This window comes from Streptomyces sp. UF-297 (assembly GCF_058245575.1).
Map to the genome: position 1 here is coordinate 99687 of NZ_JBSIBZ010000016.1, position 24608 is coordinate 124294.

Here is a 24608-nt window from a genome sequence, read left to right on the forward strand (position 1 = left end):
GATGCTGCCTGCCGTTGTCGTACTCAACGCAAAGTATTTTCCCGATTCCGAAGTATCCGCGGCGAAAGTGGGCGCGACCTCGTTCGCCCTGTCCGTGGTCGAGGCACTGCGCGAGGCCGGCACCTTCGCCGGCATGATCCTCTACAGGCGCCAGGAGGGCATCAGCACCCCCTCCGTCACCCTGGAGGTCCGCAACTCCGTTCCCTGCGCCACGCTGACCTTCAACTTCGGCATGCGCGCCGCCGACGTCCAGGACGCCATCGCCGCGGCGGCCGAAAAACTCGCCACCGAGACCGGCTCCCCGCACGAGCCGATGCTCTACTACCAGACCGACACCCTGCTCGACTACCACCCCGAGCGGCTGCCGTGCTGCGTCACCCACCACGGCCCGTTCCACGGAGACTTCTCCGAGCACTTCTCCGCCGAATTGGCCGCGCTCGCCTTCGGCAGCCACGAAAAGGCACGCCATCTGCAACGGCAGCAGGAGTCCGGAATCCACCACCTGCGCCGACTGCCCCGCGCCTACGTCCTGCAACACTCGCGGCTCCAGCGCGAATACCTCGTACAGCGCGGCGTCGACCCGGCCAGGATCCGCCCGCTCAGCCCGCCGATCCAGCCCCGGCACCGCCCCGGCAACCGCATCGGATCAGCCCTTGAGGAATTCATACGCCCCGACCGCCTGCTGCTGTTCACCGCGGTCGCCCGCCTCGATTACTTCAAGAACGTCGAACTGCTCCTCGACGCCGGAATCCAGCTCCTGCGGCGCGGCCTCCCCGTCGACGTCCTCATAGCGGGCGACGAATCCCTCGACCTCGCACGGCGCGAAAAACTGCTGGCCAGGGTCCCCGCCGCAGACACCGACCACGTCCGCGTCGTCGCGAAGCTGCCCAAGGACGAGCTCTACGCCCTCTTCGACGCCGCCCGCGACAATGGGATCTTCGTCTGCCCCTCCCGCTACGAAACCCTCGGCATCACCCCGCTGGAAGCCGCCCTCAGCGGCGTCACCACCGTCATCACCGACTCCCCGCAGGTCGAGGCCGCCCACTTCTTCCCGCCCCACTACCGCTTCCGCGCCGACGCCGGCGACCTCGCCGCCCTCCTCCAGCGCTGCCACGACCAGGGCATGCGAGGCCGCGGCGAAGCACTGCGCCGCCACATCGGCGAACAGGTCTCCGACGACGCCTTCCGCACCGACCTGCTCAGCGCCTGGGGCGAACTGTCCGACCTCGCCTCGCTCTCCATGGTCTGACCCCCGCTTTCCCGCGCCCCTCCCTGCCCCGGCCCACCGGCCGGGGACAGGCAGGCCCGCGCCAACGGCTACGCTCGGGCGCATGTCTCGTATCGACGGCCGCACCCCCGATCAGCTCCGCCCCGTCACCATCGAACGCGGATGGAGCAAGCACGCCGAGGGCTCCGTCCTCATCTCCTTCGGTGACACCAAGGTCTTCTGCACCGCCTCGGTGACCGAAGGCGTCCCGCGCTGGCGCAAGGGCAGCGGTGAGGGCTGGGTCACCGCCGAGTACTCCATGCTTCCGCGCTCCACCAACACCCGAGGCGACCGCGAGTCCGTACGCGGCAAGATCGGCGGCCGTACGCACGAGATCTCCCGCCTCATCGGCCGCTCGCTGCGCGCCGTCATCGACTTCAAGGCCCTCGGCGAGAACACCGTCGTCCTGGACTGCGACGTCCTCCAGGCCGACGGAGGCACCCGCACCGCCGCCATCACCGGCGCGTACGTGGCCCTCGCCGACGCCATCACCTGGGCCCAGGGCAAGAAGCTCATCAAGCACGGCCGCCAGCCCCTGACCGGCACCGTCTCCGCCGTCTCCGTCGGCATCGTCGGCTCCGTCCCCCTCCTGGACCTCTGCTACGAGGAGGACGTCCGCGCCGAGACCGACATGAACGTCGTCTGCACCGGCGACGGCCGCTTCGTGGAGGTCCAGGGCACCGCCGAGGCCGAGCCCTTCGCCCGCGAGGAGCTCAACGCCCTGCTCGACCTGGCCGTCGCGGGCTGCGCCACGCTGGACGCCGCCCAGCGCGAGGCCCTCGCCCGCACACTGTGACCTCCGCTGTGAGGTTTCCCTCGTGGGAGATCCGTCTCTAGGAACGGGGCGCCGGTGCGCGCACTGTGGGAACCATGCCCACCTCCGCTGCCACCGCGCCCCGCTTCCGTACGTCCCCTACGGGCCCGCACGCCGGCCTCCGCGACCGCACCCGTACCGGCGGCCCCAAGGACGACGGCCCCAAGATCCTGGAACACGTCCTGGGCTGGACCTTCGTCGTTGTCCTGGCCATGTTCCTGACCCAGACCGGCCTCATGTGACCCGCCCGGCCTGATCGCACACCGACGTGGCCTGACAGACACAGCCCGCACGGCCTGACGCCCGCCGTTCACGCGGCCCGGCGGGTACGGCCCGCGCGGCCTGACGGAGCAACTCCGCTGTCCCGGCAACCAATTCCCGCCGCACCGCGTTTCTTCCTGTGCCAGCGCACAGCTCAGGGAGGGACCCGATCATGGCCACACGCCGCCGTTCGACCGCCACCACCGTCGCCGTCCTCGCGGCGGCAGCCGTGGCCGTACCGCTCCTGTCCGCCTGCGGCGCGGTACAGAAGACGCTGGACTGCGCCAACACCGCCGCCACCTTCGCGGGCAACGTGGACACCCTCCAGCGCTCCCTGGGCAACGCCGACAGCCCGCAGGACGCCCAGAACGCCGTGGACCAGCTCAACAAGGACCTCGGCAAGCTCAAGAAGCAGACCGACAACGCCGACGTCGAGAAGGCGATCGGCGACCTGACCAAGGCCGTCGACGCGATCGACGACGCCGTACGGGACGGCAAGACCCCCGACCTCACCGGCCTGAAGGACGCCACCTCCGAGCTGACCAAGGTCTGCACCCCTGGATAACCCCTGGCTGCCTCCTGGCCGACTGCGCCCCTGGATAATCGCGCCCATGAAGCGCCTGATCCTCGCCACCCGCAACGCCGGAAAGATCACCGAACTCCGCGCGATCCTGGCCGCCGCCGACCTCGACGTCGAACTCGTCGGCGCCGATGCCTACCCGGACATCCCGGACGTCAAGGAGACCGGCGTCACCTTCGCCGAGAACGCCCTCCTCAAGGCCCACGCCCTGGCGCAGGCCACCGGCCACCCGGCCGTCGCCGACGACTCCGGCCTGTGCGTGGACGTCCTGAACGGCGCCCCCGGCATCTTCTCCGCCCGCTGGTCGGGCCGGCACGGCGACGACGAGGCCAACCTCTGCCTCCTCCTCGCCCAGCTCTGCGACATCTCCGACGAACACCGCGCCGCCCACTTCGCCTGCGCCGCCGCCCTCGCCCTCCCCGACGGCACCGAACGCGTCGTCGAAGGCCGCCTGGAGGGCACCCTCCGCCACGCCCCCACCGGCACGGGCGGCTTCGGCTACGACCCCATCCTCCAGCCCCTCGGCGACACCCGAACCTGCGCCGAACTCACCCCCGCGGAGAAAAACGCCATCAGCCACCGAGGCAAGGCATTCCGCGCCCTGACGCCTGTAGTCCGCGAACTCCTGGGCTGACGCCGCACCGAGAAACACCGAAGGCCCGGCCCCACGCTTCCGCGGGGCCGGGCCTTCGAATCGAATGTGTGCGGCCGGAGGGACTCGAACCCTCAAGGGATTTCTCCCACAGCATCCTAAGTGCTGCGCGTAGGCCAGTTCCGCCACGGCCGCCTGCACAGACATGGTACTGGCGGCATGGCCGTATGATCCACGCACTTAACGGCAGTGGGAGGAGCGGGCACCCCCTCGGCGCCAAGTGATCGTCACTGCGTGACAGTTGGGGCAGAGCAGCCGCAGATCGTCCGGGCGGTCGTCGCTCCAGTCGCCGTCGATGTGGTCCGCCTCCAGCTCCAGCCCGAGGTGACGCGGTACGCCGTGGACGCTCGTCGATGCGGCGACGGCCGGTTCAAGGACCTCCCGCGTCCACCGCACCCCTCGCGTTCGAAGTGACGTCGCTGCCTCGGTGAGGCGTTCGCGGGTGTACGGACTGCCCGGCATGGATTCCCCCTCGTGCGTTCCCCTTTCGAACTCCTCGACGAATGGGGAAGGGGGGCCGCCGCACGGGGAACGGCCAAGCCAACTGCCGTTCTCAGAAGCGGGGGTCCTGGGTTTGGGCGGTGCAGAGTTCGATGGCTTCTTCCTTGGTGGAGACGGAGGGAGGGGAGCCGTCGAGGGGCTGTTGGGCGGTTTCCTTCATGCACAGGACGGCGATGACGCCGACGAGGGCGGCGCCCATGGCGTAGTAGGCGGGGACCATGTCGTTCTTGTTGAAGGTGTCCATCAGGGCGGTGATGACCAGGGGGGTGGTGCCGCCGAAGAGGGAGACGGCGAGGTTGTAGCCGATGGACAGCGAGCCGTAGCGCACGCTGGTGGGGAAGAGGGCGGGGAGGGCGGCGGACATGGTGCCCAGGAGGCAGACCAGGGACAGGCCCAGGATCAGCATGCCGGGGATGATCGCCACCAGGCTGCCCTGCTTGACCAGGAGGAAGGCGGGGACGGAGAGCAGGAAGAAGCCGAGCATGCCCGCCATGAGCAGCGGCTTGCGGCCGAAGCGGTCGTTCAGGCGGCCGACGGTGCTGATGACGCACATCAGGACGACCATGGTGCCGATCACGACCAGCAGGCCGTGCGCCTCGTCGTAGTGGAGGGTGTCGGTGAGGTAGGTCGGCATGTACGACAGCAGCATGTAGTGGCAGATGTTGTACGCGCCGACCAGCGCGATGCACAGGATCAGGGCCGGCCACTGCTGGGCGAAGATCTCGCCGAGCTTGCGCTTGGGGGCGTTCTCGGACAGGTGCGAGAAGTCCGCCTCGGTCTCGGCGGCACTCGCCTCGCCGCTGTGCGTCTTGGCGGCCTCCAGCTTCTGGAAGGCGGGCGTCTCGTCGAGCTTGAGGCGGAGGTAGAGGCCGACCAGGCCGAGCGGGCCCGCGATCAGGAACGGGATGCGCCAGCCCCAGTCGTGCATGGCCGCCGAGCCGAGCGTGGTGTTGAGGATCAGGACCAGTCCGGCCGCGCCGGTGTAGCCGGCCAGGGTGCCCATCTCCAGGAAGCTGCCGAAGTAGCCGCGCTTCTTGTCGGGCGCGTACTCGGCGATGAAGGTGGAGGCGCCGCCGTACTCACCGCCGGTGGAGAAGCCCTGGATCATGCGGAAGACGATGAGCAGGATCGGCGCCCAGATGCCGATGGAGGCGTACGAGGGGATCAGGCCGATGCACAGGGTGCCGGCGGCCATCATCATCATGGTCAGCGCCAGGATCTTCTTGCGGCCCACGCGGTCGCCCAGCGGCCCGAAGAACGCGCCGCCCAGGGGCCGTACGAGGAAGGCCACGGCGAAGGTCGCGAACGAGGACAGCAGACTGGTGGTGTCGCTGCCGCCGGGGAAGAAGACCTTGCCGATGGTGACGGCCAGGTAGGAGTAGATGCCGAAGTCGAACCACTCCATGGCGTTGCCCAGGGCGGCTGCCTTCACGGCCCGCTTGACCACCCGCTCGTCCGTGACCGTGATGTCGGTGCGCCGCAGTCGGGGGTTCTTGCGGCGGGCGACGGCCCGGAAGAGGGTCCGGTGGCGTCTGAGCGCCGCCGGATCCTGCTCGGCGGTGAGGTCGGCGTCGGTCTGGCCGGTCGGCACGGGTGGGCTCCTCTTGCTCGTCTTGCTCGGACGGCGCGCGGTGCGCGTGCTGGGCGGGCGGCGCTGCGGCGTATGCGGCGTACGAAAGAGGCGTCTGCGCGCAAACGCGCGGATCAAACCACTCTGGTCACAGAAGGCGATCTACGTCACTCGGCAGCGGCCGTCCGGGGGCATGCCCCACCAGCGGCTGTTACACGACTGGTACACAGCCGCGTGCTCTTCGCAGTGTTCGGGCAATCAGCCTGTGTGCCGGACCGGGGAGAGTGTGGGTATCAAAACCACCCCTGTCCGCTGATCTGCCGTATCCGCACGCTCCAGCCCCACCGGGCTGTCCGCCGATGCCTGTGCCCGCCCGGGCACCCCGGTACGGGGCCCTCGCCCCGGGAGGAGAAGTTGATGACCGACCGCGCACGCTCCCGATGGGTCAACGGGCGGTCCGCTCTGGTGACCTTCGTCGCGGTCACCGTGCTCGCCGCCGGCGGCGTGTGGTTCAGCCAGGCCACCCAGCGCACGCCCGCGGTCGCCGACGCGCCCAAGACGTCGGCGGCGCAGGAGGTCAAGACGGCGGGCAAGCCCGCGGGCGGCCTGCCGGGGGTGCGCGACTGCGGGATCGGCGAGCCGGTCGTCGAGCCGAAGGTGATCACGCTGACCTGCGCGGACGCGGGCATGGTGGCCACCCAGATCAAGTGGGACCGGTACGGCCCCAAGGAGGCCGAGGGCAAGGGCGTGGTGCAGGTGGAGAAGACCGCGGCCGGCGCGGGCTCCAACGCCGTCTTCCCCGCCACCTTCCATCTGGACAGCGCCAAGCAGGTCGAGGGGGCGCGGGTCTTCACCACGCTGGTGGTCAACTACGAGGGCTCCACTCCCCTCGGCAGTACGGCGGAGACGTACCCCCTCGCGTGATGGGGATCCGAGGCCGTATCGCCCTGGCCATCTCCTGTGTGACCGCGCTGGCCGTGGTCGTGCTCGGCTTCGCCGTGCACCACATCTCCGACGCGGAGCGCGAGCGGGCGGCGCGCTCCTATCAGGACGACCGGCTCTCCTCGGCGCTGCAGATCTACGAGCGGGACGGCACCCTCGCGCTGGGCGCGAAGATCGACGATGCCGCGCTGCCGCAGCCGCTGCGCGAGGCCGTCTACCAGAACAAGTCCGGTACCTACATCAACAGCGGTGAGGACCCGCGGGTGTGGGCCGCCACCGGCGTCGGGGGCGCGGAGGGCGGGAGCGTGAGCGCTCCGGTGCGCACCCTGTCGGTCTCGGCGGCCTATCCCGCCGACGACCCCTCGATGATGGCGCTGGACCGGGCCCTGGTGATCGCGGGGATCGGCACGGTCATGCTGATGGCGGTGGTGTCGTGGTTCGTCTCGCAGCGCCTGTCGCGCCGGCTGCGGCTCAGCGCGGCCGCGGCCCGGCGGATCGCGGCGGGCGCCCCGCCGGACGCGGACGCGCTGGCCAGCAACGGGCGGGACGAGGTGGCCGAACTGGGCCGCTCGGTCCACCACATGGCGACCTCGCTGGCCGCCCGGGTGCAGGCGGAGCGGGAGTTCACCGCCGATGTGGCGCACGAGCTGCGGACGCCGGTGGCCGGGCTGGTGGCGGCGGCCGAGCTGCTGCCGCACGAGCGGGCGGTGGAGCTGGTCAAGGACCGCGCGCAGACGATGCGCAATCTGGTGGAGGACCTGCTGGAGGTGTCCCGGCTGGACGCGGGCGTGGAGTGCGCGCAGCTGGACCCGGTGGATCTGCCGTCGCTGGTGCACGGGATCGTGGGGCGCGCCGAGCGGGTGCGCGGGATCACGGGTGTGGAGATCGTGGTGGAGGGCGAGCCGCAGGTGGTGGAGACCGACCGGCGCCGGGTGGAGCGGGTGCTGGTCAATCTGCTGGCCAATGCGGCCAAGCACGGCAAGCCGCCGATCGAGGTACGGGTCTCGGGGGCGCGGATCGCGGTACGGGACCACGGTCCCGGCTATCCGGCGGAGCTGCGCGAGGAGGGGCCGCGGCGGTTCCGTACGGCGGCTCCCGAGCGGGGCACCGGGCACGGTCTGGGGCTGACGATCGCGGCGGGTCAGGCGGCGGTGCTGGGGGCCCGCCTGGACTTCGGCGCCGCCGAGTCGGGCGGCGCCGAGGCCGTGCTGGAGCTGCCGGACCGGGTGGTCGCGGCGGTGCGGGAGCCGGTGCCGGCTACAGACCCAGGTCCTTGATGATCTTGGCGACGTGGCCGGTGGCCTTCACGTTGTAAAGGGCCCGCTCGACCTTGCCGTTCTCGTCCACGATCACGGTGGAGCGGATCACGCCGGTGACGATCTTGCCGTACAGCTTCTTCTCGCCGAAGGCGCCGTAGGCCTCGAGGACCTTCTTGTCGGGGTCGCCGAGCAGGGTGACCTTCAGCTCCTCCTTCTCGCGGAACTTGGCGAGCTTCTCCGGCTTGTCGGGGGAGATGCCGATGACGTCGTAGCCGTGGCCGGCCAGGAAGTCGAGGTTGTCGGTGAAGTCGCAGGCCTGCTTGGTGCAGCCGGGGGTCAGCGCGGCCGGGTAGAAGTAGACGATCGTCTTGCGGCCCTTGTGGTCGGCGAGCGAGACCTCGTTGCCGTCCGCGTCGGGCAGGGTGAAGGCCGGGGCGGTGTCGCCGGGCTGCAAACGCTCGCTCATGCGCCAGCCTCGCTGCGCTCGGCGGGCACGCATGCGCGATGCGCGCACCTCTTTTTGATTCGCTCGCTTCGCTCGCTCATGTCTCTCCTCATGGGTGGTTTGGTGCTGCCCCCGAGCGTAGCCAGAGCGCTAAACGGGGGTGCTGTGGGGCGCGGGGGAGGACGAGCTGACAGACTGTGCACGACAACTACGGACAGGCAGTACTGACGACGGAGGCAGCGCGGTGTCGGAAGCCAGGACCCCTGCGCAGATCGAGGCGGATATCGCCCGCAGGCGGCAGGAGCTCGCCGTGACGCTCGACGAGATCGGCGTACGGCTGCACCCGAAGACGATCATCGGCGACGCCAAGGCGAAGGCGGCCGAGACGGTGGACCGGACGGCGGGGCGGGCCTATGTGGCCGCCAACCGTGCGATCTCCGACGTCCGCGCGCAGCTGACGACGGAGGACGGGGCGCCACGGCTGGAGCGGATCGTTCCGGTGGCCCTGATCGGCATCGCCGTGGTGGGGCTCCTGGTGTCGGGCTCGCGAAGGAAGCGCTCCTAGCGTCCAAGGCGTTCTCGGGCTGGGGCGCTATGAGGGCTCCGGGACAGGTACGGTCGTGCCGTGAGCCCGAATAACGCCAAGGACACCCACGACAAGCTGCCCATCCGGATGCTGCACGACCGTGTGCTGGTCCGGACCGACACCGCCGAGGGCGAGCGCCGGTCGACCGGCGGCATCGTCATCCCGGCGACCGCGGCGGTCGGCCGCCGCCTGGCCTGGGCGGAGGTGGTCGCCGTCGGGCAGAACGTACGGACGGTGGAGCCGGGGGACCGGGTGCTGTACGACCCGGAGGACCGGGCCGAGGTGGAGGTGCGCGGGGTCGCCTACATCCTGATGCGCGAGCGCGATCTGCACGCGGTGGCCGCTGAGCGGCTGGAGGGTGCGGAGGACTCCACGGGGCTTTATCTGTAGCGCGGTATCTGTAGCGCGCAGGGCGCGACGCTGGTGTGCGGACGGGCGGTGACCGAGGTCACCGCCCGTTTTGCCTGCCTTTTGCTAGGGTCGGAGACATCCCGACGAGACGCGCCGTACCGGGTCACGACAAGACGACGCACCCCTGTAGGAGTTCCTTTTCCACGGAGGTGCCGTCATGGCATGGATTCTGCTCGTCATCGCCGGCCTGCTGGAGGTCGGCTGGTCGATCGGCATGAAGTTCACCGAGGGATTCACCCGGCTGTGGCCCAGCGTGTTCACCGGCGCGGGCATCGTCGCGAGCATGGTGCTGCTGTCCTACGCCGCCAAGACCCTGCCGATCGGCACCGCGTACGGCGTGTGGGTGGGCATCGGCGCCGCGGGCGCGGCCATCGTCGGCATGCTGGTCCTGGGCGAACCCACCACCGCCGCCCGGATCTTCTTCATTTGCCTGCTGCTGGTGGCGGTGGTGGGTCTCAAGGCGACGTCCGGTCACTGACCGGAGGGCCGCTGCCTAGCGGGGCGGCCCGTCGGGCCCGTCGTCGCCGCGCGGCGGGCCCACCGTGGGGAAGTCCTCGGTGGGCGCGACGGTCGGCGGAGTCGTGGGCGAGGTCGTCGGGGGCGTGGTCGGCGGGACGGTCGGCGGGGTGGACGTCGGCGCGGTGGTCGGGGGCGTGGTCGGCGGTGTCGTGGGCCGGGTCGACGGAGTGGTCGGCGGGGCGGAGGACGGCGGCGCGCCGGAGGTGGCCGGCGGGGGCGGCGGCATGGACGCGCCGCTCTCCATGTCCAGGTCGAAGCTCTTGACGGGCTCGCCCTCCAGGGCGGCCCTGGTGTAGTCGGCCCAGATCTGGGTGGGGATCACACCGCCGTCGATACGGGCGTACCCGGCGGCGCCGTACAGCGGCTCCTGCTTGGCGGTCTCGGGGTGCTGGCCCATGATCGCGACGACGGTGGCCAGTTGCGGGGTGTAGCCGGCGAACCAGGCGGCCTTGTCCTTCTCGGCCGTACCGGTCTTGCCCGCGGCGGGCCGCCCGGCGGCCTGGGCCTGGCGGCCGGTGCCGTTGTCGACCACGCTCTTGAGGATCGAGGTGGTGGTGTCGGCGGCCTGGCGGGAGACGGCCTGCTTGGTGTCGGTGCCGGGCAGCTTGAGGTCCTCGCCGCTCTTGGAGACCTTCTCGACCATGGAGTACGTGCCGTGCTTGCCGTGGTTGGCGAGCGTGGCGTACGCGTGGGTCATGTCCAGGACGCTGGCGGTGGCGGTGCCCAGTGCGATGGCCGGGCCGTCGGGCATGTCGGGGGTGTCCTTGGGGATGCCGAGCGCGACGGCGGTGTCCCTGACGTTGGAGGGGCCGACGTCCTGTGCCATCTGGGCGTAGACGGCGTTGACGGACCTGTCGGTGGCGGTGGTGACGCTGATCTGGCCGTAGGAGCGCCCGTCCTCGTTCTCCGGGGCGAAGGGCTTGCCCTTCCAGCCGACGACGCGGCGCCGGTCGGTGCCGTCGTACACCGTGTTCGGGGTGATCTTCCGGCCGTCCTGGGTGGTGGATTCGTTCTCCACGGCCGAGGTGAAGACGAACGGCTTGAAGGTCGAACCGACCTGGTAGTCACGGCGGGTGGCGTTGTTGGTGTACTGCTTGACGTAGTCGATGCCGCCGTACATCGCCACGACCTTGCCGCTCTCCGGGTCGATGGAGGCGCCGCCGGCCCGGACGTAGGAGTCGACCTTGCGGCTGTCGCTGAGGCGGTCCATCAGGTTGTCCTGGACGGCCTCGACGAAGGCGTCCTGGCGGTCCTTGTCGATGGTGGTGGTGATGCGGTAGCCGCCGCCCGCCAGGTCCTGCTCGTCAATGATCTTGTTGCCGGTCAGGTAGTCGTTGACGGCCTGGACGAGGTAGCCGCGCTGGCCCGACAGGCCGGTCTGCGGCTTGACCTTGCCGGGCACGGGGAAGGTCATCTTGTCCCGCTCGGCCTGGCTGAGCCACTTCTGCTTGACCATGCCGTTCAGGACGTAGGCCCAGCGGCCCTCGGCGCGGGCGCGGTTCTCGGGGTGGGCGACGACGTCGAAGGCGCTGGGGGAGTTCAGGAGGGTGGCCAGGTAGGCGCCCTCGGCGGTGGTGAGCTTGTCGACGTCCTTGCTGTAGTACGCCTGCGCCGCGGCCTGGATGCCGTAGGCGTTGCGCCCGTAGAAGCTGGTGTTGAGGTAGCCCTCCAGGATGTCGTCCTTGCTCACCTCCCGGTCCAGCTTGATGGCGATGAAGAACTCCCGCGCCTTGCGGGTGAGGGTCTGCTCCTGGCCCAGGTAGTAGTTCTTGACGTACTGCTGGGTGATGGTGGAGCCGGACTGCTTGCCCTTGCCGGTGACGGTGTTCCAGGCGGCCCGCAGCATGGCGGCGGGGTCGACCGCGGACTCGGAGTAGAAGTCGCGGTCCTCGGCGGCGAGCACGGCCTCCTGGACGGTCTTGGGGATCTGGCTGAGCGCGACGTTCTCGCGGTTGACCTTGCCGTCGCGGGCGAGCAGGGAGCCGTCGGCGTAGAGGTAGACGTTGCTCTGGGCCTGGGCCGCCTGGTTGGCCGCGGGGATGTCGACGAGGACGTATCCGGAGACCAGACCGCCGGCGATGAGCAGGAGCAGGAGCAGGAGGCCGCCCACGACCATCCGCCAGGTCGGGATGGCGCGGCGCCAGCCCGTGCGCTTGGGGCGGCGCTTCTTGCCTGCTGTGCCCGGCTGTCCTGGCAGGCCCGGCCCCTGGGGCTGCCCGGGGTCGCCGGGCTCCGGTGGCTGCGGGCGCTGGGCCCAGCTCGGGGCACGGCGGTTGCCGTTGCCGTCCTGCTGCGCGTCGTCGCTCATGTCTGTTATGACTCCTCGCCCGCCGCCGAGGGTTGTGCCGCGGCGGATCGGTGTCGTCTCGGGCGGGGCGCGGGGCGATTCGCGCCGTACGCCGGAAAAAGAACAGTCGCCCGATAAGAAACTGTCGCATCATGCGTTCCAGTCAAGGGGGGCGGCTCGCACCTGTGACCGCTCTGTGACCGGCCGAACGGGTGCCTTCCCTCACCGGTACGGGCGACAAACCCGTGGTGGCGCGTCCACCCGCTGGGCTAGGCTCCGGTCCTTTGGCGCGCGACGGGGGGAGGGCCCTCAGTGCTGTACGCGGCCGTCGCGGCGAGCAGTTTCCGGCGCTATGCCACCTATCGGATCGCCACCGCCGCCGGGGTGTTCACCAACACCGTCTTCGGTTTCATCCTCGCCTACGCCTACCTCGCGCTGTGGGACGAGCGGCCGCGGCTGGGCGGCTACGACCAGGCGCAGGCGCTCACCTACGTCTGGATCGGGCAGGCGCTGCTGGCGGGCGTGGCGCTGATGGCCGGCGGCGGCATCGAGGAGCTGCAGGAGCGCATCCGCGGCGGGGACATCGCCATCGACCTGTACCGGCCCGCCGACCTGCAGACCTGGTGGCTGGCGGCCGACCTGGGGCGGGCCGGCTTCCAGCTGGTGGGGCGGGGCGTGGTGCCCATGGCGGTTGGGGCGCTGGCCTTCCGGCTGGCGCTGCCCGGCGACGCGGGGACCTGGCTGGCGTTCCTGGTGTCGGTCGCCCTCGCGGTCGTGGTCGGCTTCGCGCTGCGCTATCTGGTGGCGCTCGCGTCCTTCTGGCTGCTGGACGGCGCGGGCCTGGCCATGATCGGCGGCCTGGTGAGCCTCTTCTTCTCCGGCATGGTGCTGCCGCTGCGGGTCTTTCCCGGCGGCTTCGGCGAGGCGGTCCAGCTCCTGCCGTGGTCGGCGATGCTGCAGGTGCCGGCCGATGTGCTGCTCGGCGAGCGCCGGGGCGCCTCGCTGGCGGGGGCGCTGGCCTTCCAGGCGGGGTGGGCCGCGGTGCTGCTGGCGGCCGGGCGGCTGGTGCAGGCGGCGGCCGCCCGCAAGGTGGTGGTCCACGGTGGGTAGGGCGGCGCTGCTCAAGGAGGGTGTACGGGCCTACGGCCTGATCGTGGCGATGTGGGTGCGCTCCACGCTCGCCTACCGGGCGTCCTTCGCGATGACGGCGCTGGGCAACTTCGCCGCCAGTGCGCTGGACTTCGTCGCCCTCCTGCTGATGTTCTCCCACATCACGGTCCTGGGCGGCTTCACGCTGCCCGAGGTGGCGCTGCTGTACGGCACCTCCAGCGTCGCGCTGGGCCTGGCCGACCTGGCGCTGGGCAGCATGGACCGGCTGGGGCGGCGGGTGCGCGACGGCACGATGGATGTGCTGCTGGTGCGGCCGGTACCGGTCTTCGCGCAGGTCGCGGCGGACCGCTTCGCGCTGCGCAGGCTGGGCCGGATCGGCCAGGGCGCGCTGGTGCTGGGCTGGGCGCTGGCGCGGGTGGAGGTGGACTGGACGGTGGGCAAGGCGCTGATGGTGCCGGTGATGCTGCTGTGCGGTGCGGTCATCTTCGCGTCCGTGTTCGCCGTCGGCGCCGGCTTCCAGTTCTGGGCGCAGGACGCCGCCGAGGTCCAGAACTCCTTCACCTACGGCGGCAACGCGCTGCTGCAGTACCCGCCCACCGTCTTCGCCACGGACGTGGTGCGCGGCGTCACCTTCGTCATTCCGCTGACCTTCGTCAACTGGCTGCCCGCGCTGCGCCTGTTGGGCCGTGAGGACCCGCTCGGCCTGCCCGGCTGGGTGGACTTCCTGGGCCCCGCGGTGGCGGCGGCGATGTGCGCGGCGGCGGGCGCGGCGTGGCGGGCGGGCCTGCGGAGCTATCGGAGTACGGGGAGCTGAGGGACGGGCCATGGAGCGGGACGTGGGGGACACCGGGGACAGCGGCGGCTTCATCGCGCTGGAGGGGGTGGAGAAGGTCTTCACCGTACGGCGCAGAGCGGGCCGGGTGCGCCGGGAGAAACATCGGGTACGGGCGGTGGACGGCATCACCTTCCGCATCTCGCGCGGCGAGATGGTCGGCTACATCGGCCCCAACGGCGCGGGCAAGTCCACCACCATCAAGATGCTGACCGGCATTCTGGTGCCCAGCGGCGGCCGGCTGCGGGTCGCGGGCGTCGACCCCGCGCGCGAGCGCACCCGCCTCGCCCGCCGCATCGGGGTGGTCTTCGGGCAGCGCACGACCCTGTGGTGGGACCTGCCGCTCAAGGACTCCTACGAGCTGGTGCGGCGGCTGTACCGCATCCCCGAGGTCACCTACCGCGCGAATCTGGACCGCTGTGTCCAACTGCTGGACCTGGCACCGCTGTTGGAGGTGCCGGTGCGCCAGCTCTCGCTGGGGCAGCGGATGCGCGGCGACATCGCGGCGGCGCTGCTGCACGACCCCGAGGTGCTCTACCTGGACGAGCCCACCATCGGTCTGGACGTCATCAGCAAGGCCAAGGTGCGCGACTTCCTGCGCGAGGTGAACGCCGAGCGCGGCACGACCGTGCTGCTGACCACCCACGACCTCACCGACATCGAGCAGTTGTGCCAGCGCGTGATGGTCATCGACCACGGGCGCCTGGTCTACGACGGCGGCCTGGAGGGGCTGCACGCGGTGGGCGGCAGCGAGCGGACGCTGGTGGTGGACCTGGAGCGGGAACTACCGCCCATCGAGGGCGTGCCCGGGGCCCGTACGGTCAGGGTCGAGGGCCCGCGGCAGTGGCTGGCCTTCCCCGCGCAGCACAGCGCGGCGCCGCTGGTGGCGGCCGTCGCCGCGCGCTTCCCGCTGGTGGACCTGTCGGTGCGGGAGCCGGACATCGAGGACGTCATCGCCAAGCTCTACGCGGACAGCGCGGCGCTGTGAGGTGCGGGTTCCGCCCTGTGGGGGAAAGTGCCCGGGTGGCCGCTTAGTCTGTCCGTATGACTGACAAACTCCCCGAGTTGCGGGCTTCCGACGCCGACCGCGACCGGGTCGCCGAGATCCTGCGGGAAGCGCTGGCCGAGGGGCGGCTGGCGATGGAGGAGTTCGAGGAGCGCCTGGAGGCGGCCTACAAGGCGCGTACGTACGGGGAGTTGGAGCCGCTGACCGCGGACCTGCCGGCCGGGGGCCGGGTGTCCATGCGCAAGGCGGCACCCGGCGCCCCGGCGGGCTGGTCCGAGCGCATCGGCGGCACCGGCACCTCCCGTGGTGGCTTCGCGATGTGGAGCGGATTCGTCCGCAAGGGCCGGTGGACCGCGCCGCGGTCCTTCACCGGTGTCGTCTTCCAGGGCGGCGGGCAGATCGACCTGCGCGATGCGCAGTTCGAGGCGGAGGAGATCACCATCCGCTGTTTCGCGCTCATGGGCGGAATCGAGGTCGTGGTGCCCCCGGGTGTGGAGGTGGCCGTGAGCGGCTTCGGCTTCATGGGCGGGTTCGACCCCGGTGACCACGAGCCGGGCGAGCCCGGCGCACCGCGGGTGAAGGTCACCGGGTTCGCGATGATGGGCGGTGTGGGCCTGCGGCGCAAGCGGTCCAAGGCGGCCAAGGCGCAGCTGGAGGCCGAGCGCGAGCAGCGAAGGCTCCAGGAGCGGCGCCGCAAGGAGCTCGGCTGACCGGCCGTCACAGGGCGGCCGGTACCTCGCCCTTGAGGTGGCTCAGGTCCAGCGCGTAGGCCATGGCGCGAAAGCCCTGGTCGCTGGGGTGCAGATGGTCGCCGGAGTCGTAGGCGGGCAGCAGCCGCCGGGGGCTTGCGGGATCGCGCAGCGCCCGGTCGAAGTCGACGACCTCGTCGAAGACGTCACCGGCCCGGATCTGCGCGTTGACCTGCCGGCGTACGGACTCCAGGGCGGGCGTGAAACCGCGGTGGCCCTGGAAGGGCGTCAGGGTGCCGCCGACGACCCGCAGGCCGCGCGCGTGCGCCTGCTGGGTCAGCTGCCGCAGCCCGGCGACGATGTCGTCGGCGCCGGTGGTGTGCGGGGTGCGCAGGATGTCGTTGACGCCGAGCGCGATGACCACGGCGCGTACGCCCGTACCGGCGAGCACATCGCGCTGGAAGCGGGTCAGCCCGCTGGGGTTGTCGGGCGGGAAGTGGCCGCCGTCGGTCAGTACGCGGTTGCCGCTGATGCCCTGGTTGAGCACGCCGAAGCGGGGCGCGCCCGGCTCGCTGCGCAGCCGCTCGGCCAGGATGTCGGGCCAGCGGCGGTTGGCGCCCGAGGTGGAGGTGATGCCGTCGGTGATGGAGTCGCCCAGCACCACGACCGAGCCGCGGGCCTCCTTGCTGAACACGTCCACCGCGGTGACATAGCGCCAGTACGGGCTCTGCTTGGTGTACGCACTCCCCGCGGCGTCCTCGGTGCGGTCACCGGCGGCCATGTAGGAGGTCTGGCGGGCGTGCGGGTGGTAGGTGACCGGGCCCGAGGGGGTGGGGGAGTAGGTGGTGACCAGCAGGTCCGCGTTGTGCGGCACGTCCAGGCGCACCGGGTCGCTGGTGACGGTGCCGCCCGCCGGGATGGTCACGGCGGGGCGGTCGCCGAAGGTGAGGCGGCGCATGGTGCCGGCGGTGGCGGCGGGGTTGCTGGGGGCGGCGGCCAGCGCGAGGGAGGCGTGGGTGAGGGTCAGCGGCCGGGTGCCGTAGTGGTTGGAGAACTGGATGCGGGCGCTGGTGCCGCCGATGCTGGTGTGGACGACATTGCGCAGGGACATCCCCGCGTAGCCGTCCCTGGTGCGCGGCTCGGCGGCGGCCGCGGAGGCCGCCCAGGTGCCCACCCACTGCCCGGCGGCGGCCGGTGCCACGGAGTTGCGCGGCCCCGGCGCGGAGGGCTCGGAGCCGTTGCCGGCCTCACCGCCGGTGCCGACCCCGGCGAATATGGCGGCCGAGATCAGTACGACCACCGCCGCCAGACCGGCGGACAGGGCGTAACCCACACCTTTCGTCATGCGGGGAGCGTCTCCTGGTGCAAGCGGAGCGACACGCTCCGAGTGGGCAAGGGCAGCGAGTGATCAGCGGCGCCGTTGCGGTCCGATCAATCCGCCATGATCGCACGGAGGCCTTGGAGTCCTTCCGGCGCCCTGGGGGACCCGCTTGGGGGTTCGTCCCCTTGGAGGGACGCCGGGAACTCGTGGTTCGTTCCGCGAGTAGGTCACAGTGGGATACAAGGCGCCGTACGCCGGACGGACAGCGGCGGCGCACGGTGCGAACGGGTGGAGCGGATGGAACGCAACGGTACGGCCGGGCCGCAGGCGAGAGAGGCCGCCCCGGCCGGCGGCTTCCCCTTCAACGCCGCCGACGAGGACAAGCGGCGCGGCGTACGGCGGATGAAGACCCTGGCCACCTGCCTGCTGCTGGCCGTGGCCCTGGTGTACGTCCTGGCCAAATGGGCGCAGTCGGCGGGCGCGGGAGGCTGGAGCGGATATGTGGCGGCGGCCGCAGAGGCGGGCATGGTCGGCGCGCTCGCCGACTGGTTCGCGGTGACCGCGCTGTTCAAACGGCCGCTGGGACTGCCCATCCCGCACACCGCCATCATCCCCACCAAGAAGGACCAACTGGGCCAGAGCCTGGGCGAGTTCGTCGGGGAGAACTTCCTCTCCGGCGACGTCGTGCGCCAGCGGCTGCGCAAGGTGGGCATCGGCAGACGGCTGGGCGCCTGGCTGGCCGTCCCCGAGAACGCCGACCGGGTCACCGCCGAGCTGTCCACCGCGCTGCGCGGCGCCCTGACCGTGCTGCGCGACTCCGACGTCCAGGCCGTGGTCGGCGAGGCCATCACCCGGCGCGCCGATGCCCAGGAGGTCGCCCCGCCGCTGGGCAAGATGCTGGAGAAGGTGGTCGCCGACGGCGGCCACCGGCGCGTGGTGGACCTGGTGTGCGTGCGCGCCCACGACTGGCTGGTGGAGCACAGCGACTCGGTGATGACCGCCGTCTCCGGCGGCGCGCCCGGCTGGACCCCGCGCTTTGTGGACCGCAAGGTCGGCGAGCGGGTCTACAAGGAGCTGCTGCGCTTCGTCCAGGAGATGCGGGACATGCCCGAGCACCCCGCGCGCGGCGCGGTGGACCGCTTCCTGAAGGACTTCGCCGGCGACCTGCAGTCCGACTCCGACACCCGGGACCGGGTGGAGCGCCTGAAGTCGGAGGTGCTGGGCCGCGGCGAGGTCCAGGACGTCATCGCCTCCGCCTGGGGCTCCGTACGCGCCATGATCGTGGCCGCGGCCGAGGACGAGCGCAGCGAACTGCGGCTGCGGGTACGGGCCGCGCTGCTCTCCCTGGGCACGCGGATGTCCGAGGACGGCAGGCTCCAGGGCAAGGTCGACGGCTGGCTGGAGGGCGCGGCCGTCTATGTGGTCACGACCTACCGCGGCGAGATCACCTCCCTGATCACGGACACCGTCGCGGGCTGGGACGCCGAGCACACCTCGAAGAAGATCGAGGCGCACATCGGGCGGGACCTGCAGTTCATCCGCATCAACGGCACGGTCGTGGGCGCCCTGGCGGGCCTGGTCATCTACACCGTCTCGCGGGCGCTGGGGGGCTGACGGGTCTGGTACTTGCGCACCGCAGGGCCTACCGTGCGCCTGTGCGGGAGCGGATACCGGTGGTGGTGCAGCGGCGGCGCGGGCAACGGCAGCTCGTGGCGCGGGTGTTGTGGACCGGAGCCGAGCTGGCGGTGACGCTCGGCGTGGTCGTCCTGCTGCTGGTGGTGCACCAGCTGTACTGGACCAACCGGCAGGCGCAGCAGGGGGCGCGCCGGCAGGTCGCCGCGCTGGAACGGCAGTGGGAGGCCGGGCCGAAGCCGTCGTACGAGCCGCTGCCGACGCCGACCATGGCCGAGCGCCACACCTCCGCCCTCGACCGGGGGACGACGCCCGGCGGGCCCCCGCGCAGGGCCGGGCAGGAGGCGTACGCCGTGCTGCGCATCGCGCGCATCGGGATCACCGTCCCCGTCGCCGAGGGCGTCTCCAGGTCCGGCGTGCTCAACAAGGGGTACGCGGGCCACTACCCGCACACCGCCCGGCCCGGCGGCGCCGGCAATTTCGCCCTCGCCGGGCACCGCAACACCCACGGCGAGCCGTTCCGCTTCATCAACCGGCTGCGTCCCGGGGACGAGATCCGCGTCGACACCGCGCAGGCCCGCTACACCTACACCGTCCGGCGCACCCTGCCGCAGACCACGCCCTCCGACGGCACGGTCCTCGCCCCGACCCCCTACAGCAGCGTGCACCCCTCCTTCCGCTTCACCGCGCCCGGCCAGTACCTGACCCTGACGACCTGCACGCCCGAGTACACCTCCGCCTACCGCCTGGTGGTGTGGGGCGAACTGACCGCGGCGGGCCCCCGCTAGGGTTTCTGGCTGTGCTGAAACGTCCCACGCTGCTGTGGCTCCTGGTCCCCTACGTGCTCTACCTGGGCGCGCTGCCCCTGGTGAACCGCGTCACGCCGACCGTTTTGGGTCTGCCCTTCCTGTTCTTCTGGCTGCTGCTGGCCACCCTGCTCACGCCGGTCGCGGTGTGGCTGGCGTGGCGGGGCGACAAGAAGCGGGGGCGGGCGTGAACGCCGCGGTCGCGACCTCGGTCTTCGGGGTCTTCATGGTGCTCACCGTGGCGCTCGGCCTGCTGGCCGTACGGGGGCGCGGCTCCGGCGGCGGCCTGGAGCAGTGGTCGGTGGGCGGCCGCAGCCTGGGCACGGTCTTCATCTGGGTCCTGATGGCGGGCGAGGGCTACACCAGCTTCAGCTATCTGGGCGCCGCGGGCTGGGGCTACAACTTCGGCGCCCCGGTCCTGTACGTCATCGCGTACATGTCCTGCGGCTACGCGATCGGCTATGTCGTCGGCCCGATGCTGTGGTCCTACGCGCGCCGGCACGGCCTGGTCGGCATCACCGACATGGTGGCGCACCGCTACGGCCGCCCCTGGCTGGGCACGGCCGTGGCGATCCTGGCGACCGTGTGCCTGCTGCCCTACATCCAGCTGCAGATCACCGGCATGGGCGTGGTCGTCTCGACCATCTCCTACGGCGCCATCAGCCTCAACTGGGCTTATTTCATCGGCTTCGCGGTCACCACGGCCTTCGTGGTGGTCAGCGGGCTGCGCGGCAGCGCCTGGGTCTCGGTGCTCAAGGACGTGCTGGTCATCGCGACCCTGGCGTTCCTGGCGATCTACGTACCGCTGCACTACTTCGACGGGTACGGGGACTTCCTGCACCGCATCACCGCCGAGAAGCCCCAGTGGCTGACCTTCCCCGGGCACGAGTCGGGCGGGCTGGGCCAGGGCTGGTTCATCACCACCTCGCTGCTCAACTCCCTGACCGTGGTCATCTTCCCGACGACCGTCGCGGGCTATCTCGGCGCCCGCAACGCCGACGCGCTGCGCCGCAACGCCATCTGTCTGCCCTTTTACAACGTGCTGCTGTTCGTGCCGATGCTGCTGGGCATGGCGGCCCTGTTCGTCGTCCCCCAGCTGGTGGGCGCCGAGTCCAATCTCGCCCTGTTCAAGCTGGTGGTGGACTCGCTGCCGGCCTGGGCCGTGGGCGTGATCGGGGTCGCGGCCGCGCTGTCCTCGATCGTGCCGATGGCCGTGTTCATGCTGGTGATCGGGACGATGTGGGGCCGCAGCGTGCTCGGCGCCATTCCCCGGCTCGCGCACCGCCAGAAGCTGTGGTCGCAGCTGGTGGTCGTGGCCGCGGGCGCCCTCGCGCTGCTGCTGACCTATCTCGCCCCCAACACCCTGGTGCGGCTCTCGCTGATCTCCTACGAGGGGATGGCGCAGCTCGTACCGATGCTGCTGCTGGGACTGGTGTGGCGCAAGCTGACGCTGTACGGGGCCGTCAGCGGACTGGTCGCGGGCTTCGCTGTGGTGTGCGCCCTGGTCTTCAGCGGCAACGACCCGGTGTGGGGCGTGAACGCGGGCATCGTCGCGCTGGCGGTGAACCTGGCGGTGGCGCTGGCCGTCACCTGGCTGGGGCCGCGCCCGGCGGACGACCGGCCGGACGCGGAGGTACTGGCACGCGACACCGAGCCCGCCGGGGAAGAAGGCCAGGAGATCACCCCGACGCCCGCGCGGTGATCTTCCGGCCGTCCTTACCGACGGCGAACCACTGGCCGCCGACACCCTGCCCGTTGGCGTCCCCGGGCTGTTTGTCGCCGGTGAACCAGTACAGCGGCCAGCAGTCGACGGCCAGTTGGCGGGTGCCGTCGGGCCGGTCCAGAGTGCCGATGAGCTTGGCGGGCACGCCCTCGGCCCGGTCCTTGGCGACGGTGGCCGCGGGCTTCCACTTCTCAAGGCACGCGCCGGTGCAGGCGGACTTCATCGGCCAGGCGCTGTCCTTGGTGAAGCGGTACAGGGTACGGCCCTTGGCGTCGACCAGGACCTCGCCCAGGCCCGCCCGGGACCGGGCGGACAGCGCCGGGCGCGGCTTCGCCGAGGCCTTCGCGCCGTCGGCCGCCAGCGCGAACCACGTGCCGCCCACGCCCTGGCCCTTGGTGTCGCCCGGCGCGGTGTCCTTGGCGTAGCGGTAGACGGGCCGGCCGCCCAGGGTGAGCTGCTTGCTGCCGTCGGAGCGTACGACTTCGCCCAGCGCCTGCTGCGCGATGCCGGACCGGGCGGTGACCTCGCCCGCGGGGACCGGCGGCCAGGCCGTGGCGCAGGCCCCGTCGCAGGCGGACTTGGCGGGCGAGGCGGTGTCCTTCTCGAAGCGGTAGAGGGTCATGCCCTTCTCGTCGGTGACCACGGGGCCGAGCGCCGAGGTCTCCCGCAGGGCGAGCGAGGTGGCGCGGGCCTGGTCGTCGGCGGCGGCGCCGGGCTCCGCCGGGCGCGCGTCGTCGTCCGGCTTTGAGCCGTAGCCGGAGCCCGCGCCGGTGTCGTACCCGGAGCCGTTCGTGTAGTCGCCGGAGCCCTTGCCGGCCAGTTCGCCGCGCTCGGGCGCCGAGCCGGGAGCGCCCCCGCAGGCGGCGGTCAGCGCCAGCGCCGCGAGCGCCGCGGCCACCGCCCCCGCGCGCCGCCGCTGCCGCGTCTTCGGCGTCCGTGGCGTCCTCGGCTTCGTCGGCATGGTCATGGTCTCTGCCTCTCTGCAGGCTGCGCCGGTTTGCTGTGGCCCCGGTCCGGGGCCGTTGCCGCTGGAGTACGGGAGGGGTGCGGCCCGCGTTCAGCCGGAGGGCACGGTGAGCGAGAGTGTTCACCTGGTGGTCGAAGCTGCCCGGGAGGTGGTTAGGCTTGAGCACAAGACCGCGGGCGGTGACCGTCCGCGCAGGGCTGTCCGGACGCGACGGAGAGGGGGAGAGCCGGTGCACCGCATCGCCGAAGCCTGGCGTCTCTACCTGACCGCTCTGCTGGTCCTGGCCGCCGGGATGCTGCTGGCCCAGAGCGGGCTGACCACGGCACTGACCGCCGCCGCGGCCACCGCCGCCGTCCTGCTGCTGTGCAGCGCCTTCCTCCTCGCCACCGTCGCCCGGCCGCTGCCGCCGGGTCTGGTCCGTACCGCGATCCGGGACCGGGAGCGCCGTACGGCCTTCCTGCCACAGCGCGACCCCGACGCCGCGGGCCGCCCGCGGCCCCGAGCACCCGGCCGTCCCCTCCCGACGGCCGCGCAGGCGCTCTGGCGCTGATCCCTTTCCCGCGCCTTTCCCGCGTACTCACGCACTGAGTCCGCGCGGCTCGTCACGCCGATCTCTCTCACCCCGGCACGACGAGACCCGTGGAGGGCTCACCCATGTCCGTATTCACCGCACTCGGTGATCTTCTGACCCAGGCCGCCGACGCGATCGACCCGGTCTTCGGCGCCTCGGCCACCGCCGCCGCCATCGTCCTGTTCACCCTGTGCGTACGCGCCGCACTGCACCCCCTGGCCCGGGCCGCCGCCCGCGGGGAGAAGGCGCGGGCCGCCCTCGCGCCGCAGATGGCCGAGCTGCGCCGCAAACACCGCAACAACCCCGAGAAGATGCAGAAGGCCGTCGCCGACCTGTACGCCACATCCGGCTCCTCGCCGCTGGCCGGGTGCCTGCCCTCGCTGCTCCAGCTGCCGGTCTTCTTCGTGATGTACCACCTGTTCACCCGTAGCGGCGACGGGCTGCTGGACCACACCCTGCTGGGCGCGCCGCTGGGCGGGCGCTGGACGCAGGCGCTCGCCGAGGGCGGTCCCTTCGGGCCGCAGGGGCTGGTCTACCTGGTGCTGTTCGCGCTGGTCGCGGCGGTGGCGACGTGGAACTTCCGGCGGGCGCGCAAGGCGGCGGCCGACGCCCCGGCCACCGGTGAGGCGCTGCCCGGCATGGCGGGTATGGCCAAGGTGCTGCCGCTGATGTCCTTCGCCATGCTGATCACCGTCGCCGTGGTGCCCCTGGCGGCCGGGCTCTACACGGTGACCACCACGACCTGGACGGCGGCCGAGCGCTATCTGCTGCACCGCGACCGCGGGCGTACGGAGTCCGGGCCGCCCCCGCTCGCGACTACCGCCAAGTAACGGTCCAGTACGTGAACGGGGTCTTGTGGGCCGGGCCCGCCTCTTGGAGGATCGGCCGAATCACTCGATGGCCGTCCCCATCGGCCGGTCCGGGAAATCCGTCCCGGACCGACCCTTCGACCACGGGAGTTGACCCGATGAAGCTGCTGCGAGTCGGACCGGTGGGGGCGGAGCGCCCGGCGCTGCTGGACGGGTCCGGGACCCTGCGCGACCTGTCGGACCTGGTGCCGGACATCGACGGGCGGTTGCTCGCGGACGACGCGGCGCTGGCGCGGGTACGGGCCGCCGGGGCGCTCGGCGAGCTGCCCGTGATCGACCCCGCCGGGCTGCGCACCGGCCCGCCCCTGGCCCGTATCGGCAAGGTCGTGTGCATCGGGCTGAACTACCACGATCACGCACGGGAGACCGGCGCGCCGGTCCCCGAGGAGCCGATCGTCTTCATGAAGGCGCCGGACACGGTGGTGGGGCCCGACGACACGGTGCTGGTGCCGCGGCGCAGTGTGAAGACGGACTGGGAGGCGGAGCTGGCGGTCGTCATCGGCCGCACCGCCCGCTACCTGGAGACCGACGAGCAGGCGCTGGCCGCCGTCGCGGGCTACACGATCGCGCACGACGTCTCCGAGCGGGAGTTCCAGATCGAGCGCGGCGGCCAGTGGGACAAGGGCAAGAACTGCGAGACCTTCAACCCGCTGGGGCCGTGGCTGGTGACCGCCGAGGAGGTGGCGGACCCGCAGGCGCTGGGCGTACGGCTGTGGGTCAACGGGGAGCTGAAGCAGAACGGCAGCACCGCCGAGCAGATCTTCACGGTGGCCCAAGTGGTCCGCTACCTCAGCCAGTTCATGGCCCTGCACCCCGGCGATGTGATCAACACCGGCACGCCGGCCGGGGTCGCGATGGGGCACCCCGAGCCCAAGCCGTATCTGCGCGCGGGCGACGTCGTGGAGCTGGAGATCGACGGGCTGGGCCGCCAGCGGCAGCAGCTGAAGAACGCCTGAGACCGCCGGGGAGCCGGGCCGGGGGGGGGGGG

Annotated in this window: 26 protein-coding genes, 1 tRNA gene, 1 pseudogene and 1 riboswitch; of the genes and pseudogenes, 21 read left to right on the top strand and 7 right to left on the bottom strand. The window is 71.5% G+C overall.

Annotated elements, in window-relative coordinates; genetic code table 11:
• The first annotated feature begins 67 nt into the window (after positions 1-67).
• From AC4IJH_RS12535 to rdgB, 5 genes are all read left to right on the top strand, one after another.
• Entirely contained in the window at positions 68-1249 is a 1182-nt protein-coding gene (locus AC4IJH_RS12535; protein ID WP_490851703.1) for a glycosyltransferase family 4 protein, read from the top strand.
• An 82-nt stretch (positions 1250-1331) separates the two neighbouring features.
• Positions 1332-2063, top strand: coding sequence for a ribonuclease PH (gene rph, locus AC4IJH_RS12540; protein ID WP_490851704.1), 732 nt, complete (start codon positions 1332-1334; stop codon positions 2061-2063).
• 74 nt (positions 2064-2137) lie between these two features.
• A complete protein-coding gene (locus AC4IJH_RS12545; protein ID WP_490851705.1) occupies positions 2138-2323 on the top strand; it encodes an SCO1431 family membrane protein in 186 nt (61 codons plus the stop codon).
• A gap of 191 nt (positions 2324-2514) precedes the next feature.
• A complete protein-coding gene (locus tag AC4IJH_RS12550) occupies positions 2515-2907 on the top strand; it encodes a hypothetical protein (protein WP_490851706.1) in 393 nt (130 codons plus the stop codon).
• 46 nt (positions 2908-2953) lie between these two features.
• Entirely contained in the window at positions 2954-3556 is a 603-nt protein-coding gene (rdgB, locus tag AC4IJH_RS12555) for an RdgB/HAM1 family non-canonical purine NTP pyrophosphatase (protein ID WP_490851707.1), read from the top strand.
• Positions 3557-3625: 69 nt separating this feature from the next.
• On the opposite strand, the gene AC4IJH_RS12560 is transcribed toward rdgB, so the two are convergent.
• From AC4IJH_RS12560 to proP, 3 genes and pseudogenes are all read right to left on the bottom strand, one after another.
• Positions 3626-3709, bottom strand: a tRNA-Leu gene (locus AC4IJH_RS12560).
• A gap of 45 nt (positions 3710-3754) precedes the next feature.
• A pseudogene (locus AC4IJH_RS12565) lies at positions 3755-3886 on the bottom strand (HNH endonuclease); the annotation flags it as partial.
• A gap of 241 nt (positions 3887-4127) precedes the next feature.
• The gene (gene proP / locus AC4IJH_RS12570; protein ID WP_490851708.1) at positions 4128-5666 is read right to left on the bottom strand and encodes a glycine betaine/L-proline transporter ProP; all 1539 of its coding nucleotides are present in this window, start codon (positions 5664-5666) and stop codon (positions 4128-4130) included.
• A gap of 396 nt (positions 5667-6062) precedes the next feature.
• Here proP and AC4IJH_RS12575 point away from each other — a divergent pair, with 396 nt between their 5' ends.
• Positions 6063-6569, top strand: coding sequence for a hypothetical protein (locus AC4IJH_RS12575; RefSeq protein ID WP_490851709.1), 507 nt, complete (start codon positions 6063-6065; stop codon positions 6567-6569).
• Complete coding sequence (locus AC4IJH_RS12580; RefSeq protein WP_490851710.1) at positions 6569-7864, top strand: sensor histidine kinase; 1296 nt, start codon at positions 6569-6571, stop codon at positions 7862-7864. Before AC4IJH_RS12575 ends, AC4IJH_RS12580 begins: the two co-directional genes overlap by 1 nt.
• Here the strand turns inward: AC4IJH_RS12580 and bcp are convergent.
• Positions 7845-8312: a thioredoxin-dependent thiol peroxidase gene (gene bcp / locus AC4IJH_RS12585; protein WP_490851711.1), complete on the bottom strand. Its 468-nt coding sequence runs from the start codon at positions 8310-8312 to the stop codon at positions 7845-7847. The genes AC4IJH_RS12580 and bcp overlap by 20 nt on opposite strands.
• A 223-nt stretch (positions 8313-8535) precedes the next feature.
• Between bcp and AC4IJH_RS12590 the strand changes: the two genes are divergently transcribed.
• The 3 genes from AC4IJH_RS12590 to AC4IJH_RS12600 all read left to right on the top strand — a co-directional run bounded on the left by AC4IJH_RS12590 (position 8536) and on the right by AC4IJH_RS12600 (position 9766).
• Positions 8536-8856 carry a DUF3618 domain-containing protein gene (locus tag AC4IJH_RS12590; protein ID WP_490851712.1) on the top strand — a complete coding sequence of 107 codons (321 nt, stop codon included), beginning with the start codon at positions 8536-8538 and terminating at the stop codon, positions 8854-8856.
• Between the two features lie 108 nt (positions 8857-8964).
• Complete coding sequence (locus AC4IJH_RS12595) at positions 8965-9267, top strand: GroES family chaperonin (RefSeq protein ID WP_490851736.1); 303 nt, start codon at positions 8965-8967, stop codon at positions 9265-9267.
• A gap of 84 nt (positions 9268-9351) precedes the next feature.
• Positions 9352-9411, top strand: a riboswitch (guanidine-III (ykkC-III) riboswitch).
• A 34-nt stretch (positions 9412-9445) separates the two neighbouring features.
• Positions 9446-9766, top strand: coding sequence for a DMT family transporter (locus tag AC4IJH_RS12600; RefSeq protein ID WP_490851713.1), 321 nt, complete (start codon positions 9446-9448; stop codon positions 9764-9766).
• Positions 9767-9781: 15 nt separating this feature from the next.
• Here the strand turns inward: AC4IJH_RS12600 and AC4IJH_RS12605 are convergent, their stop codons facing one another.
• Entirely contained in the window at positions 9782-12115 is a 2334-nt protein-coding gene (locus AC4IJH_RS12605) for a transglycosylase domain-containing protein (RefSeq protein WP_490851714.1), read from the bottom strand.
• Positions 12116-12406: 291 nt separating this feature from the next.
• Here AC4IJH_RS12605 and AC4IJH_RS12610 point away from each other — a divergent pair, with 291 nt between their 5' ends.
• Genes AC4IJH_RS12610 through AC4IJH_RS12625 form a run of 4 tightly spaced genes read left to right on the top strand, consistent with a single transcriptional unit; the run spans position 12407 to position 15752 of the window.
• Positions 12407-13204 carry an ABC transporter permease gene (locus AC4IJH_RS12610; protein ID WP_490851715.1) on the top strand — a complete coding sequence of 266 codons (798 nt, stop codon included), beginning with the start codon at positions 12407-12409 and terminating at the stop codon, positions 13202-13204.
• Positions 13205-13253: 49 nt separating this feature from the next.
• Positions 13254-14018, top strand: coding sequence for an ABC transporter permease (locus AC4IJH_RS12615; protein WP_490851737.1), 765 nt, complete (start codon positions 13254-13256; stop codon positions 14016-14018).
• 10 nt (positions 14019-14028) lie between these two features.
• The gene (locus AC4IJH_RS12620; protein ID WP_490851716.1) at positions 14029-15024 is read left to right on the top strand and encodes an ABC transporter ATP-binding protein; all 996 of its coding nucleotides are present in this window, start codon (positions 14029-14031) and stop codon (positions 15022-15024) included.
• A gap of 56 nt (positions 15025-15080) precedes the next feature.
• Positions 15081-15752, top strand: a complete 672-nt coding sequence (locus tag AC4IJH_RS12625) for a DUF1707 SHOCT-like domain-containing protein (RefSeq protein WP_490851717.1) — start codon at positions 15081-15083, stop codon at positions 15750-15752.
• Between the two features lie 7 nt (positions 15753-15759).
• Here AC4IJH_RS12625 and AC4IJH_RS12630 read toward each other — a convergent pair whose 3' ends face one another.
• Positions 15760-17076 (bottom strand): SGNH/GDSL hydrolase family protein, encoded by a 1317-nt coding sequence (locus AC4IJH_RS12630; RefSeq protein ID WP_490851718.1) that lies wholly within the window; start codon positions 17074-17076, stop codon positions 15760-15762.
• Between the two features lie 273 nt (positions 17077-17349).
• Between AC4IJH_RS12630 and AC4IJH_RS12635 the strand changes: the two genes are divergently transcribed.
• From AC4IJH_RS12635 to AC4IJH_RS12650, 4 genes are read left to right on the top strand one after another with little or no spacing between them, the layout of a single operon-like run.
• Positions 17350-18666, top strand: coding sequence for a DUF445 domain-containing protein (locus AC4IJH_RS12635; protein WP_490851719.1), 1317 nt, complete (start codon positions 17350-17352; stop codon positions 18664-18666).
• A gap of 41 nt (positions 18667-18707) precedes the next feature.
• Positions 18708-19472, top strand: coding sequence for a class E sortase (locus AC4IJH_RS12640; protein WP_490851720.1), 765 nt, complete (start codon positions 18708-18710; stop codon positions 19470-19472).
• A gap of 11 nt (positions 19473-19483) precedes the next feature.
• A complete protein-coding gene (locus AC4IJH_RS12645) occupies positions 19484-19681 on the top strand; it encodes a DUF3311 domain-containing protein (protein ID WP_490851721.1) in 198 nt (65 codons plus the stop codon).
• Positions 19678-21192: a sodium:solute symporter family protein gene (locus AC4IJH_RS12650; RefSeq protein WP_490851722.1), complete on the top strand. Its 1515-nt coding sequence runs from the start codon at positions 19678-19680 to the stop codon at positions 21190-21192. The genes AC4IJH_RS12645 and AC4IJH_RS12650 overlap by 4 nt, the downstream gene beginning before the upstream one ends.
• Here AC4IJH_RS12650 and AC4IJH_RS12655 read toward each other — a convergent pair.
• Positions 21170-22180 carry an SCO0930 family lipoprotein gene (locus AC4IJH_RS12655; RefSeq protein ID WP_490851723.1) on the bottom strand — a complete coding sequence of 337 codons (1011 nt, stop codon included), beginning with the start codon at positions 22178-22180 and terminating at the stop codon, positions 21170-21172. The two genes, AC4IJH_RS12650 and AC4IJH_RS12655, sit on opposite strands and share 23 nt — an antisense overlap.
• 229 nt (positions 22181-22409) lie before the next feature.
• Between AC4IJH_RS12655 and AC4IJH_RS12660 the strand changes: the two genes are divergently transcribed.
• The 3 genes from AC4IJH_RS12660 (at position 22410) to AC4IJH_RS12670 (ending at position 24576) form a co-directional block, all read left to right on the top strand.
• Entirely contained in the window at positions 22410-22730 is a 321-nt protein-coding gene (locus AC4IJH_RS12660) for a DUF6412 domain-containing protein (RefSeq protein WP_490851724.1), read from the top strand.
• A 104-nt stretch (positions 22731-22834) separates the two neighbouring features.
• Entirely contained in the window at positions 22835-23581 is a 747-nt protein-coding gene (locus tag AC4IJH_RS12665) for a YidC/Oxa1 family membrane protein insertase (protein ID WP_490851725.1), read from the top strand.
• Between the two features lie 137 nt (positions 23582-23718).
• Complete coding sequence (locus tag AC4IJH_RS12670) at positions 23719-24576, top strand: fumarylacetoacetate hydrolase family protein (protein ID WP_490851726.1); 858 nt, start codon at positions 23719-23721, stop codon at positions 24574-24576.
• Positions 24577-24608 lie beyond the last annotated feature (32 nt).

Bases quoted from the DNA above. Each gene is read 5' to 3' on its own strand.
- rph (WP_490851704.1), top strand. From the start codon at position 1,332: ATGTCTCGTATCGACGGCCGCACCCCCGATCAGCTCCGCCCCGTCACC.
- AC4IJH_RS12545 (WP_490851705.1), top strand. From the start codon at position 2,138: ATGCCCACCTCCGCTGCCACCGCGCCCCGCTTCCGTACGTCCCCTACG.
- AC4IJH_RS12550 (WP_490851706.1), top strand. From the start codon at position 2,515: ATGGCCACACGCCGCCGTTCGACCGCCACCACCGTCGCCGTCCTCGCG.
- rdgB (WP_490851707.1), top strand. From the start codon at position 2,954: ATGAAGCGCCTGATCCTCGCCACCCGCAACGCCGGAAAGATCACCGAA.
- AC4IJH_RS12575 (WP_490851709.1), top strand. From the start codon at position 6,063: ATGACCGACCGCGCACGCTCCCGATGGGTCAACGGGCGGTCCGCTCTG.
- AC4IJH_RS12580 (WP_490851710.1), top strand. From the start codon at position 6,569: ATGGGGATCCGAGGCCGTATCGCCCTGGCCATCTCCTGTGTGACCGCG.
- bcp (WP_490851711.1), bottom strand. From the start codon at position 8,312: ATGAGCGAGCGTTTGCAGCCCGGCGACACCGCCCCGGCCTTCACCCTG.
- AC4IJH_RS12595 (WP_490851736.1), top strand. From the start codon at position 8,965: ATGCTGCACGACCGTGTGCTGGTCCGGACCGACACCGCCGAGGGCGAG.
- AC4IJH_RS12600 (WP_490851713.1), top strand. From the start codon at position 9,446: ATGGCATGGATTCTGCTCGTCATCGCCGGCCTGCTGGAGGTCGGCTGG.
- AC4IJH_RS12605 (WP_490851714.1), bottom strand. From the start codon at position 12,115: ATGAGCGACGACGCGCAGCAGGACGGCAACGGCAACCGCCGTGCCCCG.
- AC4IJH_RS12615 (WP_490851737.1), top strand. From the start codon at position 13,254: ATGTGGGTGCGCTCCACGCTCGCCTACCGGGCGTCCTTCGCGATGACG.
- AC4IJH_RS12620 (WP_490851716.1), top strand. From the start codon at position 14,029: ATGGAGCGGGACGTGGGGGACACCGGGGACAGCGGCGGCTTCATCGCG.
- AC4IJH_RS12625 (WP_490851717.1), top strand. From the start codon at position 15,081: ATGACTGACAAACTCCCCGAGTTGCGGGCTTCCGACGCCGACCGCGAC.
- AC4IJH_RS12630 (WP_490851718.1), bottom strand. From the start codon at position 17,076: ATGACGAAAGGTGTGGGTTACGCCCTGTCCGCCGGTCTGGCGGCGGTG.
- AC4IJH_RS12635 (WP_490851719.1), top strand. From the start codon at position 17,350: ATGGAACGCAACGGTACGGCCGGGCCGCAGGCGAGAGAGGCCGCCCCG.
- AC4IJH_RS12655 (WP_490851723.1), bottom strand. From the start codon at position 22,180: ATGACCATGCCGACGAAGCCGAGGACGCCACGGACGCCGAAGACGCGG.
- AC4IJH_RS12665 (WP_490851725.1), top strand. From the start codon at position 22,835: ATGTCCGTATTCACCGCACTCGGTGATCTTCTGACCCAGGCCGCCGAC.
- AC4IJH_RS12670 (WP_490851726.1), top strand. From the start codon at position 23,719: ATGAAGCTGCTGCGAGTCGGACCGGTGGGGGCGGAGCGCCCGGCGCTG.